General features: G+C 59.4%; 12 protein-coding genes and 1 pseudogene. 8 read left to right on the top strand and 5 right to left on the bottom strand.

The window, feature by feature from the left end; genetic code table 11:
* The first annotated feature begins 216 nt into the window (after nt 1–216).
* From AB4O36_RS11360 to AB4O36_RS11350, 3 genes and pseudogenes are all read left to right on the top strand, one after another.
* Nucleotides 217–1,029, top strand: a complete 813-nt coding sequence (locus AB4O36_RS11360; RefSeq protein ID WP_460141774.1) for an EAL domain-containing protein — start codon at nt 217–219, stop codon at nt 1,027–1,029.
* Nucleotides 1,030–1,079: 50 nt separating this feature from the next.
* Nucleotides 1,080–1,850, top strand: a pseudogene (locus AB4O36_RS11355) (MCP four helix bundle domain-containing protein); the annotation flags it as partial.
* Entirely contained in the window at nt 1,833–2,705 is an 873-nt protein-coding gene (locus AB4O36_RS11350) for a methyl-accepting chemotaxis protein (RefSeq protein ID WP_460142134.1), read from the top strand. The pseudogene AB4O36_RS11355 and the gene AB4O36_RS11350, both read left to right, overlap by 18 nt.
* A 54-nt stretch (nt 2,706–2,759) precedes the next feature.
* Here the strand turns inward: AB4O36_RS11350 and AB4O36_RS11345 are convergent, their stop codons facing one another.
* On the bottom strand, nt 2,760–4,889 hold the full coding sequence (locus AB4O36_RS11345) for a TonB-dependent siderophore receptor (RefSeq protein ID WP_460141773.1): 2,130 nt from the start codon (nt 4,887–4,889) through the stop codon (nt 2,760–2,762).
* 180 nt (nt 4,890–5,069) lie between these two features.
* On the opposite strand from AB4O36_RS11345, the gene AB4O36_RS11340 reads away from it, so the two are divergent.
* Nucleotides 5,070–5,567 carry a hypothetical protein gene (locus AB4O36_RS11340; protein ID WP_460141772.1) on the top strand — a complete coding sequence of 166 codons (498 nt, stop codon included), beginning with the start codon at nt 5,070–5,072 and terminating at the stop codon, nt 5,565–5,567.
* 59 nt (nt 5,568–5,626) lie between these two features.
* On the opposite strand, the gene dapA is transcribed toward AB4O36_RS11340, so the two are convergent.
* The 4 genes from dapA to AB4O36_RS11320 form a co-directional block, all read right to left on the bottom strand.
* Entirely contained in the window at nt 5,627–6,493 is an 867-nt protein-coding gene (gene dapA, locus AB4O36_RS11335) for a 4-hydroxy-tetrahydrodipicolinate synthase (protein WP_460141771.1), read from the bottom strand.
* A 482-nt stretch (nt 6,494–6,975) separates the two neighbouring features.
* Entirely contained in the window at nt 6,976–8,262 is a 1,287-nt protein-coding gene (locus AB4O36_RS11330) for a carbohydrate porin (RefSeq protein WP_460141770.1), read from the bottom strand.
* A gap of 84 nt (nt 8,263–8,346) precedes the next feature.
* Nucleotides 8,347–10,755: a glucose/quinate/shikimate family membrane-bound PQQ-dependent dehydrogenase gene (locus tag AB4O36_RS11325; RefSeq protein WP_460141769.1), complete on the bottom strand. Its 2,409-nt coding sequence runs from the start codon at nt 10,753–10,755 to the stop codon at nt 8,347–8,349.
* A gap of 67 nt (nt 10,756–10,822) precedes the next feature.
* A complete protein-coding gene (locus AB4O36_RS11320; protein ID WP_460141768.1) occupies nt 10,823–11,758 on the bottom strand; it encodes a LysR family transcriptional regulator in 936 nt (311 codons plus the stop codon).
* A gap of 134 nt (nt 11,759–11,892) precedes the next feature.
* On the opposite strand from AB4O36_RS11320, the gene AB4O36_RS11315 reads away from it, so the two are divergent.
* The 4 genes from AB4O36_RS11315 to AB4O36_RS11300 all read left to right on the top strand — a co-directional run bounded on the left by AB4O36_RS11315 (nt 11,893) and on the right by AB4O36_RS11300 (nt 16,601).
* On the top strand, nt 11,893–13,206 hold the full coding sequence (locus tag AB4O36_RS11315; RefSeq protein ID WP_460141767.1) for an MFS transporter: 1,314 nt from the start codon (nt 11,893–11,895) through the stop codon (nt 13,204–13,206).
* 24 nt (nt 13,207–13,230) lie between these two features.
* A complete protein-coding gene (locus AB4O36_RS11310) occupies nt 13,231–14,787 on the top strand; it encodes a M81 family metallopeptidase (RefSeq protein ID WP_460141766.1) in 1,557 nt (518 codons plus the stop codon).
* 52 nt (nt 14,788–14,839) lie between these two features.
* Nucleotides 14,840–15,727 (top strand): LysR family transcriptional regulator, encoded by an 888-nt coding sequence (locus AB4O36_RS11305; RefSeq protein WP_460125041.1) that lies wholly within the window; start codon nt 14,840–14,842, stop codon nt 15,725–15,727.
* A gap of 94 nt (nt 15,728–15,821) precedes the next feature.
* A complete protein-coding gene (locus AB4O36_RS11300) occupies nt 15,822–16,601 on the top strand; it encodes an aldolase (RefSeq protein ID WP_460141765.1) in 780 nt (259 codons plus the stop codon).
* The last annotated feature ends 11 nt before the right edge of the window (nt 16,602–16,612 follow it).

Below are 16,612 nucleotides of genomic sequence, written 5' to 3'. Positions count from 1 at the left end.
AGCTTAAGGCCACTTTCTTGAATGGATATTTGGAGAGAATTCAAATCGGTTTCATGCGCACACCAGCGCACTACCAGCGCAGGTCCGACGCAGAGCGTTTTGCACGCGTTGATTATCAACTGTAGTGGAGGCTGAGTTGAGTTTCACCGTTCGGTTTGCTCTTCGCTTCTGAGACTGGCGTACCAATATGGCGGCGTCGATCGAAAGGTAATATTGATGGTCTCTCACGTTGATATGTGTTCCGACCTGGAATTTTGCAGCGTTTGTTCAGATGAGGCATTGGAATTTGTACACTGGTTCTACGATGAGCTGGCGCGGGGCCAATTGTTTCTGGCGTTCCAACCTGTTACGTCGGTCAAGCCCGGCACGATTTTCTACTACGAAGGGCTTCTGAGGCATTGCGAAGGCCCGATGAAAACTAATCCCTTTCCGATCCTGGAAGGTCGCAAGTCCATTAGAAAGTTAGATCATTGCGTGGTCTCTAGCGTCATTTCAATGTTGCGCGATAATCCGGGCATTCGCCTGGGTTGCAATGTATCTGCACAGAGTGCAGTACTGGATGAGAGATGGAGCGACATTATCGCGCAATTAGTTGCAGAACCCTTGCTGGCAAAAAGACTGGTCATCGAAATAACCGAAAGCGCTTTAGCAAACCATGACGCAGCCGCGGAGTTTGTTATCCGCATGCGCAGTTTGGGGTGCCTGACAGCAGTTGATGATTTTGGTTCGGGCTTCAGTACTCTCGAGTTTATTCGCACGGCATCCCCCGACATTATAAAAATCGATAAGGGATATCTGCACCGAGCCCGTCACTGTGAAGTCGCTGCCAAGGCCTTCGAACACCTGATGGGACTGTGTCAGACATTTGTGCCCCATGTCGTGGCTGAAGGTGTGGAATTTGCGAGTGACACCGAGCGACTGGTGCACTGTTCAGCGCAATGGATGCAGGGCTTTCTGATTGCAAAGCCGCAACGCGTTTTACCAGGCGCATCGAGGCATTGCGTGGTCGTTAATTATCCGACCCCGTAACCGAGCGTTGATCGACGCTGATTTACTTTAAATGACCGACCGAGGTAAAAATGTTGCTGCGCAAATTAAAAATAGCCAATCGCGTGCTGGTGTGTTTTGCCTCGATGGTTTTGATTGTATTGATGCTGGGCGTTTTTGGCCTTTTACAAATTGCCAAGGTTCGGGAAGAAGGGCAGAGGATCGAGAACGATGCGCTGCCTGGTGTCGCATTGGGAGACGATATCGCCCTGGCTTTTTCGAACACCCGAGTCGACGTCGTTCGTTTGATGTCAGTCGGTGTAGCCAAATTGCCGGAGGCTTTCGCCAGCTATCAGGACAAGGTCAAGGCATTCAATTCGGCGGTTGATCACTATCGCCCGCTGATCAATACACGGGAAGAAGAAACGGCTATCGGTGCGCTGCTGTCGTTGTTCGCCACCTACAACACCGATGCCCAAGCCAGTTACGAGCTTTTGCAAAACGGCAAAAGCGAGGCGGCCCAGGCTGTCATCATGGGCAAAATGGTGACCACCGCAGGGTTGATCAAAGAACAACTCGCGAACCTGGAAACCATCAACGACGATACCAAGGCCAGTGCAGTCGACGCGGCTGCCGCTGCCTATAGCGAGGCCCAACTGGTGGTCGGCATCGTACTGGTCGTGGCGTTGCTGTATACGATGATGCTCGCCTGGCGATTGATCGCGAGCCTGGCGGGGCCCATCAAGCTGGCACTCGACAGCTCGGATCAAGTCGCGTCCGGCGATCTGCGCAAGACGGTTGTGGACATCGAGGGCACCGATGAAGCGGCCTTGTTACTTCAATCCATGGAGCGCATGCGTGGCAACCTGCATGCGATGCTCCTGCAGATTGGGGCTGCGTCGAACCAATTGGGATCAGCCGCTGAAGAGCTCAATGCGTTGATGCGCGACAGTCATGCGGATTTGAATGCCCAGAATGTTGAAATCGAAATGGCGGTGACTGCCGTTACGGAGATGACGCAAGCGGTCGAAGAAGTTGCGCGCAATGCCGTATCCACGTCCGAGGCGTCCCGTTCGTCAAACAGTGCCGCTCGTTCCGGGCAGGAAGAGCTCGATGTCACCCTGGGCTCGATCACCGATCTGGTGCGCAATGTGGGTGAGGCGTCCGCTCAGGCGCAGTTGTTGTCGGATCACACACAAGCTATCAGTAAGGTTCTGGAGGTGATTCGCGCGGTGTCGGAACAGACTAACCTGTTGGCGCTGAACGCCGCGATCGAGGCGGCCAGGGCGGGCGAAGCGGGGCGTGGGTTTGCCGTGGTTGCCGATGAGGTTCGAGGACTGGCCTATCGCACCGGTGAGTCCACGCGGGAAATCGAAAGCATGATCGAACAGGTTCACGTCGGTACGCACAACACCGTGCAGGCGCTGGGGCACAGTACATCACAGGCCGAGCGCACCCATTCTCAAGCCACTTTGGCCAATCACGCGTTGTCGGTGATCGTCAAATCGGTTGCCGAGATTGATGAGCGCAATCTGGTGATTGCCAGCGCTTCGGAAGAACAGGCGCAGGTCGCTCGAGAAGTCGATCAGAACCTGGTGCGTATTCGCGACCTGTCGGCTCAATCGGCTGTTCGTGCAAGCCAAACCACCAGTGCCAGCCAGATGCTCGCGCAACTGGCCGGCGAGCTTAATGTCACGATCCAACGCTTCACGCTCTGAATTGCGGCGCTGCCGGATCCTCCTCGAGGGAAGATCCGGCCAGCCTCCGGTGTTCTAGAACGTGTACGCCACCCCCATCTGCACCGTCCGCGGTGCACCCGGATAGGCATAGGTGTTGAACGCGCCTTCGTCGTAACCCTTGTTGAAGACATTCTTCACATCCAGGTTCAACCGCACGTGCTCGTTGACCTTGTAGAAGCTCAGCAAGTCCACCACGCTGTAGCGGTCCATGCTGTAGGTGGTCGCTTCGGTCTGGCCGTTGCGGTCATCCACGTATTTAACGCCGGCGCCCAAGCCCAATCCCTTGGCGAAGCCATCCTGAAACTCGTAGGTGTTGAGCAGGCTGAAGCTGTTGCGCGGAATGTTGGCCAGGCGCGTGCCGTTGGGCAGGCGATTGTCCTCGATCACTTCGGCATCGACGTACGCGTAGCCACCGATCACTCGCCACTCTGGGGTAATGTTGCCGGCAACGTTGATGTCCAGCCCACGGCTGCGCACTTTGCCCGCCGCCACGCTGTAGTTGGTGTTCACCGGGTCAAGGGTCAGCACGTTTTCCTTGACGATGTGGTACACCGCCGCATCGACGCTCAGTTGGCGATCCAGCGCTTCCCATTTCACACCCAGCTCATAGGACTTGCCTTTCTCCGGATCGAAGCCACCGCCGGCGAACGGAGTGCCGCTGTTCGGTTTGAACGAGCGCGCGGTGTTGGCGTAGACGGCGACGGTATCGGTCAGGTCATACAGCAAGCCAAAGCGCGGTGTGGCCGCATTCTGGCCCTTGGTGAAGTCCCGGGAGTTGACCAGCTTGTCATCGTAGTCATGCTCGAAGCGCTCCAGACGCACACCGGCCAGGGCCTTCAGGCGCTCGGTCAGCGCAACCTGGTCTTGGATGAAGAACGCCCAGGTCTTGAGGTTTTCCTTGTCCCAGGTGGTGGTGCGGGTGAGGGCAGGGCGGGGCTGTCCAAGGACCGGGGTGTAGATGTCGATTGGATAGGTGCCGTTGGCCGCCGACGAGCGCCGGATGATCGAGTTGTAGTCGTAGTTCTCGTACTCGATGCCGGTCAGCAGCGTATGAGCGAAACCTGCCGTGTCGAAGTGGCCGGTGAGATTCAGTTGGAAGTCACGGTCGGTCCACTCAAGCTTCCGGTAGTTGAAGTTGCGCTGCAACGTACGGCCATCGGCCGGCGCGCCATTGGCTTCGACCGCATTGCCTTCAAGCGAGCCATCGAGAAACTGGAAGCCACCGCCTAGGGTCCAGTCGTCATTGAGCATGTGCTCGAAACGCACTTGGGCCATGTTGTTGTCATTGTGCAGCAGGTTGTCGCTGCCTTTTTCCCAGATGTAGGTATCGCGCGAGGCGCTGCCGGATTGCGTGGGGTAGCGTGTCAATCCACGGTCGAGCGGGTGGTTGTTGCGCATGAAGTCACCCTCGAAGATGATCTTCGTGGTGTCGTTGACCTGCCAGCTCACCACCGGCGCAACGTCATACCGCTCACTTTCGACATCATCACGGAAACTGTCACCCCCTTCGCCCAGCAGGTTCAGGCGATAGGCCAGGCTGCCGTCCTGATTGAGCGGCCCGGTGGCATCGAGCGTGGCACGGTGCATGCCCTGGTCATCGAACTGGCTGCCCAACGTCACTTTCGATTCTGGCAACGGCTGCTTGCTGACTACGTTGAACGTGCCACCCGGATCGCCACGGCCATACAGGCTGGTGGCCGGACCGCGCAGCACTTCCAGACGCTCGATGGTATTGGCGTCCGGGGCATTCGGGTAGCCACGGTTGATGGGGAAACCGTTGCGGTAGAACTCGCCGGTGGTGAAGCCGCGCACGGTGAACGTGGTCAAACCCTGGCCGCCGAAGTTATTGGCGCGTCCTACGCCACCGGCGTAATCCAGCGCGTCCTGCAGGCGCGTGGCGCTGGTGTCCTCGATGACATCGCGAGGCACCACGCTGACCGATTGCGGCGTTTCATGCAGGGCGGTATCGGTGCGGGTGGCGCTGGCCGAGCGGGTGGCCTTGTAACCTTCGACCGGGCCGTCGGCACGTTCGACATTCAGCGCATCGGCATTGATGGTGAGGGCTTCGAGTTCAATACTGACGGGTTCTTGAGCGGGTTGCTCAGCCCAGGACAACGAGGGGACAGCTTGTAGCAGACAAAGGGAAACGAGGGTGCGGCGCATTGGTAGGGAAATCCTTGCGGGGGCAGGGTAAAGAAAGCGCGCGGATATTATCTGCGAATAGTTCCTATTAGCAATGTAATTTTGGGATGATGGTATGCCGAACCAAAACCGTGATTTTCCCTCCTGTTAATTCAAGACTGGCCGATAAGGATCAACGTCTACGGCTGATTTACTTGTGGTGTGAAGTTGAAAAAATCCATCCTGATCTGCTGCATCGCGTGGCTGGCGGGCTGCGTCGGTCACTACCAGCAACCGGCGTCGAGCGCTCCCCATGCCACCCTCGAGGCCAAATGGGGCACGAACAATTTGATGAATGGTGGTAGCCAGGCGTACTGGGCGTATCACGATAGGCGCTGCCAGGACACGACCGAGACCGGCGTGCTGGGCGCGCTCTCGCAGACGGAGCCTGCGAAGAATCGATTTCTGATCAAGGCGGATCAGCGCATTTACCTGACGGCGGCCAGCATGGGCATCATCGAGCGCAAGAGCAGCGGCGACGCACTGATTCACCGCAGCTGCATGAACGCCAGCAGCTTTGTGCCCGAGGTGGGGGTGACGTACCAGGCCACACATTCGGCGACGGAGTCGGCGTGTTCGTTGGCGGTCGTCGACACGCGCACCGGTCAAGCACCGACATCGCTGGTCGTCGAGACCATCTCGAAAGAGTGTGGTTTTTGACGGGTGCCTTCGCCGTCACCTCGCAATAAACGTGGCCACGACGGCCACCTTTGCGCTGACTAAGCATCCAGTTCCAAAAGCACCGCTTGCAAGCGCCTGATCGTCGCCTCCGTGCACGCTTGCATGGGCTCCCGAAGCTCATTGGCAATCAGGCCCTGAAGGCTCAGCGCAGCTTTCACCACCGCAGGATTGGCTTCGACAAACGCCATCTGAATCCACGGCAGCAGCCGGTAGAACGTCGCCCGTGCACCGGCCACATCGGCTTGATCCATTTCATTCATCAACTGGACGTAGAGATCGGCCCGCACATGCGCGGAGGCGGATATTGCACCCGCGCCGCCCAGCGCCAGATTCGAAAAGATCTGCACGTCTTCGCCCGTCAGCACCTCGGCCAGGCCATCGTTGATGAGCGCCAGGGTGGTTTCGATGTCCCCGCCGCAATCCTTCACCGCCGCGATATTGGGGTGACCCACGATCCTTCTTAGGGTTTCCCGCTCTATCCGTACGCCGGTCCGATAGGGAATATCATACACCACCACCGGCAGCGACGATGCGTCAGCCACTGTCTGGAAAAACGATTCAAGGCCTTGTTGTGAAGGGCGGATGTAGCAGGGTGCCGGAACAAGGACGCCGGCAATGTCACGTGCCTGGATCTTTTGCTGGAATGCCAGGAGTTCGTGCAGGTTGTAACCTGACAGCCCCATGATCACCTGATGTGGCTGCGCGACTTGCAGCACGGCATCCAGCACCGCCAGTTGTTCGTCCTTGCTCATGGCAGCCGCTTCGCCGGTGGTGCCACACACCACCAGGCCGCGCACACCGTCCGCCAACAGCTTCGTCACCAAGCCAGCAAGGGCGTCGAAATCAACGTGCCCAGCACGAAAAGGTGTGACCAGTGCAACCCAGATACCGCGAAAATTAGACATGCATGACTCCTAAGGCAGACCGATTAGTCGACGTCAGAGGAGGAGAGGGGAATCAAGCAGGGGGAGGAAACCTGGCGCTATCTGTCCTGTCAGCTCATCTGACGGGACAGCGCCCCGGTCAAATGAGCGACTGTTTCTTCGATTTCTTGGCAACGGACACACATGCGCAGCCCTGGGCAAAAAGGCCCTGGGTCGTCAGCATGGGGTGAGCGTTGAGAATCATGAATGATCCGTTGCCAAGTTAGGTGAAGCCGGATAATGCGCAGGGTGGCGCGCGCAAGTCAACCACCTATCTCGCGACTTGCCCGCCCCAACCTGTAGGAGCGAGCATGCTCGCGATGGTGGTACAGGCACCGCGGAGTGCCAGGCCGCCAGCGTTATCGTTAACGACCATCGCGAGCATGCTCGCTCCTACAGATTTGGTGTGACCTCTGTGGGAGCGAGCCTGCTCGCGATTGCGGGCGTCCTGATACCCCGCAGTGTCAGAGCGCCGCTTTCACCTGCAACCCCACCACCAAGGCGTTGTCGATGTCCTGTCCGGAAAACGCCCCCGGCTCGATGATGTATTGCAGGTTCGGCCGCAGGGTCAGCCAAGGGGTCGCTTGATAGCCGTAGCCGAGCTCGATCAATTGTTCGGCGCTGTCCAGGTTCGACAGCGGCGTGCCGTTGGCCAGTGCGGCGTCCTGTTGTACGTCGCGGCTGCGCGGGTTGGGCACCGCGCGGCCGTAGCCCAGGGCAACGGTGTCACGCGGGCGGTTTTCGAACGGTTTGTACAGCACCACGCCGGTGCCGTACCACTTGCTGAACGGTGACGCCGCTTCACTCGCTGCCGAATATTGGCCGAAGGCATGCAGGCTGCGGCCCTGGTTCGTGGACGAGTTCCACACCGCCTGGTTGATCAGCAGGTAATGACCGCCACGGCCGGACACTTCCTTGTCGCTGCCGATGCGTTTGACATCGGAGCTGTCGTAGTAATAGCCAACCTTGTATTCGCCGGGCAGGCTGCCGGCGTGTTTGTACACCAGCTCGATGGGTACCACGGTGCCGGTGGTGTGTTTCGGGCCCAGGTGCCAGGCGCGGCTGGAGTTGCCGTTGCTCGACGGGTCGACGTTGAACGCGGCCACGCGCAGTTGCCAGGCTGACGACAGGTCGTATTTCACCCGTGCCCCCAGGTGAGCGTTGGGGTAGTTGGTCCAGCCGCTGCCGCCGGACATGTTCAGCGGGTGGCCGCAGAAACCGGCGTTCATGAAGTTGCAGAGGATGCCGCTGTCGAGACCGCCCAGGTCGTTGCCCATGGCCATGTAGCCGAGCTTGACGTTGAGTGCGGGAGTGAACAGCGTGCGCTCATAACTCAGCTCGGTCAGGCGGGTGTAGAGGCCGCCGTAGTTTTCCTGGATCGGCAGGCGGTTGCCCACCAGGTCTTCGGAGGCGCTGTTGCCGCGACGGTCGTTGATGGTCAGTTGGACTTTGCCGGCATTGTCGACGCCATACAGCTTGCTCAAGTCGAACTGCGCGCCGAGCTTGATGTTCTGCGAATAGCGCGCCGAGCGGTGCAGGCCGCCGTCGACGTTGTAGGCGGTTTCGCCGCTGTAATCGCCGGTGAACTTGACGCCGTCTTCATCGAGTTGGTGGCGCAGGCCACCCCAGTCGCCGGTCAGGGTGTTGCGGGTGAACAGGTCGGATTCGGCGAAGGCGGGCAGGGCTGTGCTGCAGGTGAGACCGAACAGCACCCCGGTGACGACGCCGGGGTGGGAAAAACGAACTGGCATGTGAAACTTCCTGCTGAAAGCTAGTACGGAAAATGACGCGGCACCCGAAGGTGCCGCGCACTGTTGCAATGAAGGGAGCCGCAGTTACGGCAGGGCGTAGGCCATCACGTAGTCGCCGCGATCGGTCGACTGACGCGCACCACCGGCGGTGATGACCACGTATTGCTTGCCGGTTTTTGGCGACACGTACGTCATCGGGCCACCCTGGCTGCCCACCGGCAGGCGGGCTTTCCAGACTTCTTCACCGTTGCCGCTGTTGAACGCACGCAGGTAGAAGTCCTGGGTGCCGGCGATGAAGATCAGGCCGCCCTGGGTCGACAGTGTGCCGCCGAGGGTCGGCAGGCCGATCTTGATTGGCAGGTGCATGCGGATCCCCAGAGGACCGGTGTCTTCAACGGTGCCGACCGGCACTTGCCACGCGATTTTCTGGGTCTTCATGTCGATCGCGGTCAGCGTTCCGAACGGCGGCGCCTGGCAGGGAATGCCGGCCACCGACAGGAAGCGGTTCTTGTTCACGGCATAAGGCGTGCCTTTGAGCGGAACGGCGCCCATGCCCGTATTAAGCGCTTCGCCACCGGAGGTGGTCTGGCCCTTGTTCTGCGACGCGATCATCTGGATCCACAGGCCCAGGCGCATGTCGTTGACAAAGATGAAGCCATGCACCGGGTCGGTGGAGATGCTGCCCCAGTTCATGCCACCCAGGGAACCGGGGAAACTCAGCGATTTGTCGGTCCCCGGTGCGGTGTAGAGGCCGTCATAACGCATCGATTTGAAATCGATCCGGCACAGCAGCTGGTCGTACGGCGTCGCGCCCCACATGTCCGACTCGGTCAGGTGCTGGGCACCGATCTGCGGCATGCCCACCGATTTCGGCTGGGTCGGCGAGTACGGCTCATTAGGGATGTTGGACGCCTTGACCGGTACTTCCTTGACCTCTGTCAGCGGCTTGCCGGTGGCACGGTCCAGTACGTAGATCTGTCCGGCCTTGGTGCCGATCACCAGCGCCGGGATGGTTTTGCCGTCCTTGGTGAAATCGATCAGGCTCGGCTGCATCGGCAGGTCGAAGTCCCAGAGGTCGTTGTGGACGGTCTGGTAAACCCACTTTTCTGCGCCGCTGTTGGCGTCCAGCGCCAGGATCGAAGCGCCGTAGGTGTGATCCAGCTTGCTGCGCTCCACGCCGTAAATGTCGGTGGACGAGCTGCCCATTGGCAGGAACACCGTGTTGGTGGTGGCGTCGTAGGACATCGGCGCCCAGCTGTTCGGCGTGCTGCGCACATAGGTGGTGCCGTCGGCGGGCGCGTTGCGATCCTGCGGGTTGCCCGGGTCGAACGCCCAACGCATGGCGCCGGTGATCACGTCAAAACCACGGATCACGCCGCCTGGCATGTCGGTCTGCACGTTGTCGGCCACACGACCGCCAACTACCACCGTGGTGCCCGCCATCAACGGCGCGGAAGACAACTGATAGTAGCTGTCCGGCACATCACCCAGGCCGGCCTTGAGGTCGACCTGGCCGTTGTTGCCAAAGCCCTGGCAGAACTCGCCGGTGTCGGCATCGACGGCGATCAGGCGGGCGTCGATGGAGTTGGTCAATAAACGACGCTGGCAGTTGGCGCCAGGTGCAACTGCAACCGGCTCCGCCAGCGACGGCGTTTGCGGCGGGGCGACGGCGGCCGTCGCGTCGAAGTAGGCCATGCCACGGCAGCGCTGCCAGACCTTGGACTGGGCGTTGATCGCGTTCTTCCAGAGTTCCTTGCCCGTGTCGGCATCCAGCGCAATCAGGTTGTTATGCGGGGTACAGATGAACACCTTGTTGCCGACCTGCAATGGGGTGAGCTGGTCTTCGGCGCCATTGCCGTCACTCTCGGCCACGTCGCCGGTGTGATAGGTCCAGGCGACCTGCAACTTGTCGACGTTGGTGCGATTGATCTGGTCCAGCGCGGCAAAGCGGCTGCCACCCTCGGTGTTGCCATAATGCGCCCAGTCTTTCTGCGCCTTTTCAGGCGCTACCGGCGTCAGGCTAGGGCCGGTGCCCGTCGCGGCGACGGTAGGGTGTGCAACGAACATGTTGCCGCCAGCGACGGCGACCGCTACAGCCAGCACGGCGGCAATGCCAAAGGCACCGCGACCTGGCACGCCACCGCTGGCACGCTGCAGCAGCGGATAGACCAACGCCACCACCACGCCCACGACGCTGAACATGAACAGGCGCGAGAACACCGGCCAGAACACCAGGCCGGCATCGATCACCGCCCAGATCGCCGTGCCCACCAGGAACGCTGCGAACAACCAGGCACCAGCGGGTCTGAAGCGAGCGATCAGCAGGCCGGAAACAGCCATTACCAGACCGCCCACCAGGAAGTACCACGCCCCCCCCAGGCTGACCAATTTCACGCCGCCAGCAGCCAGCGCCAGGCCGAGGAGGGCGATGACCACGCCCAGCCCGACCAGTATGAATTTTGATAGGCCTGAGAGGCCCTGACTCTGCTTCACGTTGAATGTCCCGTTGGAAAGAGGGACGCAGCATATAGATAGGTAACTACCTAGTTAAATCATAAATTCACGACGAAGGTGGATTAGCGTGAGTTCGCGCAAACAGTGGCATGCGCTCGATGATCCAGCTCAGGCACTCTTCGGCGGCAGGGGATAGCGGGCGCCTGGCTTTAACCAACAGGCGTGCATGGGCGGTCTGGAAAAAATTGTGATTGATGGAGAGAGCAACCAGATCGTCACCGGTAATGCTCAGGGAGTCTGCAAAACCACCCAGCAGAGTCACACCGTTGCCTCGGCTGACGAAGCGGCGCAGGCCTTCCAGCGAATTGGTGACAAGGGTCGGATGCAGTTGCAGGTTCTCCGAGAAGGCGACCCAACGTACTGCCTGGCCCAGCCCATATTCTGGCGGCATCAGGGCCAGTGGGTACTCGAGCAACTCCTTGACCTCGACCGCAGTACCCCGCACAGCCAGAGGGTGCCGGGCATGTACCAGCAACTCAACCGGCTGCAACGCGCTGCAGCGGTATTCAATTTCAGGGTGTGGGGCCGGGTTGTAGGCGATACCGATGTGGGCACGGTTTTGCGCGACCTCCGTCAGCACTTCGTCGACCGGCAGGATATCCATCAGTATCCTGAGCCCCGGATAAGTCGAACAAAAGTCGGTGAGAACTGATTCCATCAGTCCGTCCACGTAGCCTTGGCTGAGGACGATGCGGATCTCCCCGGTCTGCAAACCCATCAGCGCGTTCAGTTGATCTTCGAGGCGCTCCTGCTCCGACTGGCAGCCTCGCCAAAACTCCAGCAAACACTGAGCAGCCTCCGTTGGCAGTACGCCACGCGCCTGGCGCTCGAACAACTGCGCGCCCACTTCGCTCTCCAGCAACTTGATCTGCCGGGTGATGACCGAGGGAGCGGTATTCAGGTTGTCTGCCGCCCCTCGTATGGAGCCCGTCTTGAGTACTTCGTGGAAGTACCGAATTCGCCGCTGATTGAGCTCGCGCATGTTCAACCTCCGTTGCTCTTAGGGCAACGATAGTACCAACAAGTTGCTCTTGCTGTAGCCAGCGTCCCGTCAGACCATGACCTCACCCAGCAGGCGACGACCGTGCGCCTGGCTTACCCACGAGAGGTCTGGTCATGTTGCTCGATACCAAGAATAAAAATAGTCCGGATGCACTGTCCCGCCTGTATCGCAAGATTAGCTGGCGGCTGCTTCCATTCCTGCTCCTGTGCTACGTCTTTGCGTACCTGGACCGGGTCAATATTGGTTTCGCCAAGCTGCAGATGCAGGCGGACCTGGGGTTCAGCGACAAGGTCTACGGCATCGCCGCCGGCATGTTTTTTGTGGGCTACGTGTTGTTCGAGGTGCCCAGCAACCTGATGCTGCCCAAGGCCGGTGTTCGCCGCACGCTCGGTCGTATCATGGTGCTGTGGGGGCTGACATCCACGAGCATGCTGTTCGTACAAAGCGAAACCACGTTCTACGTCTTGCGCTTCATTCTTGGCGTGTTCGAAGCGGGCTTTGCCCCCGCCATGATCTTTTACATGACCTACTGGTATGCCCAGAAACGCATGGCCAGCGTCATGTCGATCATCTGGTTGGCGGCACCATTGGCCGGTGTTTTCGCGGCGCCGGTGTCGACGTGGATCATGGATGCATTTGCCGGCCACAATGGTCTGGCGGGTTGGCAGTGGATGTTCTTGCTTGAAGGGCTGCCCTGCGCTGTGCTCGGCGTCGTGGCCTGGTTCTACCTGACCGATCGTCCCGAACAGGCTCAATGGCTCAGTGTTGAAGAAAAGCAGCTGCTGGCGTCGCAAGTCAATGTCGAGAAGACGCAGCATCATTCATTCAGGGCCGTCCTGCGTGACCCCAAGATCTACCTGCTCGCCGCAGCCTATTTTTGCCTGCTGAACGGCATTTACACCACCAGCTTCTGGTTGCCGACGCTGCTTCGTGACGCTGGGATCACGGATATCAAGCAAGTGGGCCTCTATTCTTCAGTTCCCTATATCGCGGCAGTAGTCGCCATGCTGATTTTCAGTCGCAGCTCTGATCGGCTTGGTGAGAGACGCCTGCACAGTGCAATCCCCGCACTGATCGCAGCGGTTGCACTGGCTCTGAGTACCCAGATCAGCGGACAGTTGTTCTGGACAATGGTAAGCCTCACCGTGGCGACCTCCATGACCTGGGTGGCCTACACCGTGTTTTGGGCCATGCCCGGTCAATTCCTCAAAGGCGACAGTGCCGCAGGGGGCATCGCCCTGATTAACAGCATTGGGCAAACCGGCGGTTTTTTCAGCCCCATCATCATCGGCTGGGCGAAAACCACCACCGGGAGCACCAACGCCGGCCTGCTGCTCATGTCCTCGTTACTGGTGGTGGGGGCCTTGCTACTGCTCGCCAGCCGTGCACCCCAGCGCTCGATCGCGAACGCACTGCCCTCACGATAACAACCGATTGAATGGACCCGTCATTTGAACGGGGATCAGATTCAGGAGTTTGCCGACATGAACATTCGAGTACTGATTGCGGGGTTTCAACACGAGACCAATACCTTCGCCCCGTCCAGGGCGACGTACGAGAACTTTGAGAAGGGTGAAGGTTTTCCGATGATGGCGCGGGGTGAGCAGGTGCTGGCGCTACGCGACGTGAACATCCCGGCGGGTGGTTTCATACAGGCTGCGGAGCGTGCCGGATACGAGCTGCTGCCGGTCATCTGGGCAGGCGCGAGTCCCAGTGCACACGTGGAGGAAGAGGCCTATGAACGCATCGTCAAAGAGATAACCGACGCTGCCCGCGAATGGGATTTCGATGCCATCTACCTGGACTTGCACGGTGCAATGGTTGCCGAACACACGGACGATGGGGAGGGCACCTTGCTGGAGCGCCTCAGGGTGATAGTCGGACCGCAGTTACCCATCGTTGTCTCGCTGGATTTGCACACCAACTTCACGCAAAAGATGTTCGAAAATGCCGACGCGTTGGTCGCCTACCGGACGTATCCGCACATCGATCTGGCGCAGACGGGCGAGCGGGCAGCGCAATTGCTCGAACGTTTGCTCATCCAAGTCACTCCCTATGCTCGCGTGATGAAGCGGGCGCCATTTTTGATCCCCATCAATGGCATGTGCACGTTGCTGGAACCCGCTCGGTCTTTTTACGCGCGCCTCGCGGAACTGGAGACTGGCGCGGTGCAGTCGCTGTCGTTCACCCCGGGGTTTCCGGCAGCTGACTTTCCCGAGTGCGGTCCGGTTATCTGGGGACATGGGAGTGATGCAGAGGCGGTCGCCCGGGCCGTTGATGAGCTTTACGCCACGCTACTTGCCGAGGAAGCGAAGTGGAGGGTGCCACTGCTTGACCCCGATGCCGCTGTCCTGCAAGCCATGCGACTGAGCGCAGGTGCGAGTAGGCCCGTGGTGATTGCCGATACCCAGGACAACCCAGGGGCAGGTGGGGACGCCAACACCACCGGCATGTTGCGCGCACTGATACGCAACGGCGCCCAGCGAGCAGCCATCGGCCTGATATGTGACCCTGAAGCGGCTCGCGCCGCTCATGCCGCAGGCGTGGGGGCATTTATCGAAATCGGATTGGCCGGCTGCGCGAAAATCACCGGGGATGAACCGCTGTTCGGGCGTTACCAGGTCATGTTTCTTTCTGACGGACGATGCAGGTTCGATGGCCCGATGATGCATGGCATGCTCGCCGAACTGGGCCTCGTAGCCTGTCTCAAGATTGACGACGTGCTGGTTGCGGTGAGTTCGAACAAGGCCCAAATGTTTGATCGTAATCTTTATCGCGTGGCAGGCATTGAACCTGAGGCAATGAAGATTCTGGTCAACAAAAGCTCAGTGCATTTTCGTGCTGACTTCGAGCCCATTGCCGAGGCGATCCTGGTCGCCCAATCACCGGGGCCGGCAGTGGCGGACCCTGCTGCATTGAACTGGACGCGACTGGCAGAAGGCATGCGCACCAGCCCGATGGGCCGCCCATTCACCCGTGCCGTCGCCGCGTGCGCTCCGATGCCGTGATACTTTGGGTTCAAGGACCCCAAAAACACCGGCAGCAGGAGTTCACACCCAGATGAATCACGAGCTCGACAGCAAGATCAGGAGTTTTCTGTGTATCTCCATGCATGGTTCCATCTCGAAGGCGTCCGAACACCTGGAAATCTCCCAGCCTAGCCTGAGTCGCCAGTTGGCCTCGCTCGAAGCCTTTGTGGGCCGGCCATTATTCAAGCGTACCGGCCGAGGCTTGATATTGACGGACGCCGGTACGCACCTGGCTGCCAGCGCGGGGCCTGCCTTCATTGCCATCGACTCGGCACTCACCCAGATCAGGGAGCAGTTCGGGGTGACACAAGGCAACCTGCGCCTTGCGACGGTACACACCTTGACCTACTACTTTCTCGGCGCAGTCGTTGCCCGTTTCGTGCACGAAAATGAGGACGTCAACGTCTCGTTCATGGCGCGCAGCTCAACCGAGGTGGTCAAACTCGTGGAGTCGGGCAGGGCGGAACTCGGTTTTGTCTATGACAGCGCGGTTGCATCTGCGGAACTGGTCAGCCAATCACTGTTCATGGAGTCCATGTGCATCGTCATTCGGGCAGAGGAGGTGGCGCCGCAGGGCACTCTCGATCTACACGAAGCCTGCCCCAGGCTGGTGGTATTCCCACAAGGCTATGCGCTGCGAAGAATGCTCGACACCAGCGGTATTACATACACGATTGCCGCTGAAGTCGAAACGGTCGATGCCATGCTGGAGCTTGTTTCGTCGGGTGTTGGCGCGTGCATTCTGCCTTCGTTCATCCCATCGCGCGTGCTGGAGCAATACCAGCTCAAGCGTGTGCCGGATATCACTCCCGCACTGACGCGCAAGGTGGTGGCAATCTTTAAATCCGATCAGGAACCGAGCGCCGTTACCCGGGAATTTCTGCGACGAGCTGCTCAAACCATCCCCTTCGTGGATTGAATAGCTGATATAGCGCTGGCCCCATCGCGTCGGGCAGCACAGGTTTTTATTCTCGAGTTCAGTGATTGAACGTCTGCATCCGAGGATAAGAAAAATGAGTCAGCCATTGCGTAGCAAAGAATATTTCGACCAGCGAGCCACCGAGGAGATGGCTCAGCACCTCAAAAGCAAAAAGATGACACTCAAGGAGCGGCTTGCCTACGCCGCGCGCATTCTAGCCATGACTGGCCAGGAGGCGGGGCTCGCGGGGCAGCTCAGCGCTCGCTCCGAACGTGAGGATACCTATTGGACACTGCGCTTCGGGCTCGGCTTTGAAGAAGCGACGGCAGACGATTTCATCGAGGTCGACAAGGATCTCAATACCGTATCCGGTGAAGGGATGGCCAACCCCGCCACTCGTTTTCATTTGTGGGTGTATCGCAACCGGCCCGATGTCATGTCGATCATTCACACACACTCACCATGGGCCTCTGCGTTGGCGGCTGCGCGTCAGCCATTGGTCATTTCCCAAATGGACATGACGCCGCTGTTCAACGATTGCGCATTTCTTGGGGAGTGGCCTGGCGTGCCCATTGCCGACCATGAGGGCACGCTGATTTCAGAAGCGCTGGGCGCCATGAAATCGATCATTCTGGCTCACCATGGCTATCTCACCGCTGGCGTGACAGTGGAGGAAGCGACGTATCTCTCGGTGTATCTGGAGCGCGCTGCGCGCCTGCAAATACGTGCCCAAGCGTTCGGAAACCTGACGCCCGTAGACCCCGTGCTGGCCCAGGAAGCCCACGATTACTTGCTTAAACCCTCCATCGTGAATGCAACCTTCGAGTACTGGTGCCGCCAGACCCATCGTGCACCCGGCATGCCGCCGATGTAGCCCAGTCAGTC

It is taken from the genome of Pseudomonas sp. S2_E01, from assembly GCF_054668365.1.
The sequence above is the reverse complement of the archived record's forward strand: the minus strand, read 5'-3'. Positions and strand labels throughout refer to the sequence as shown.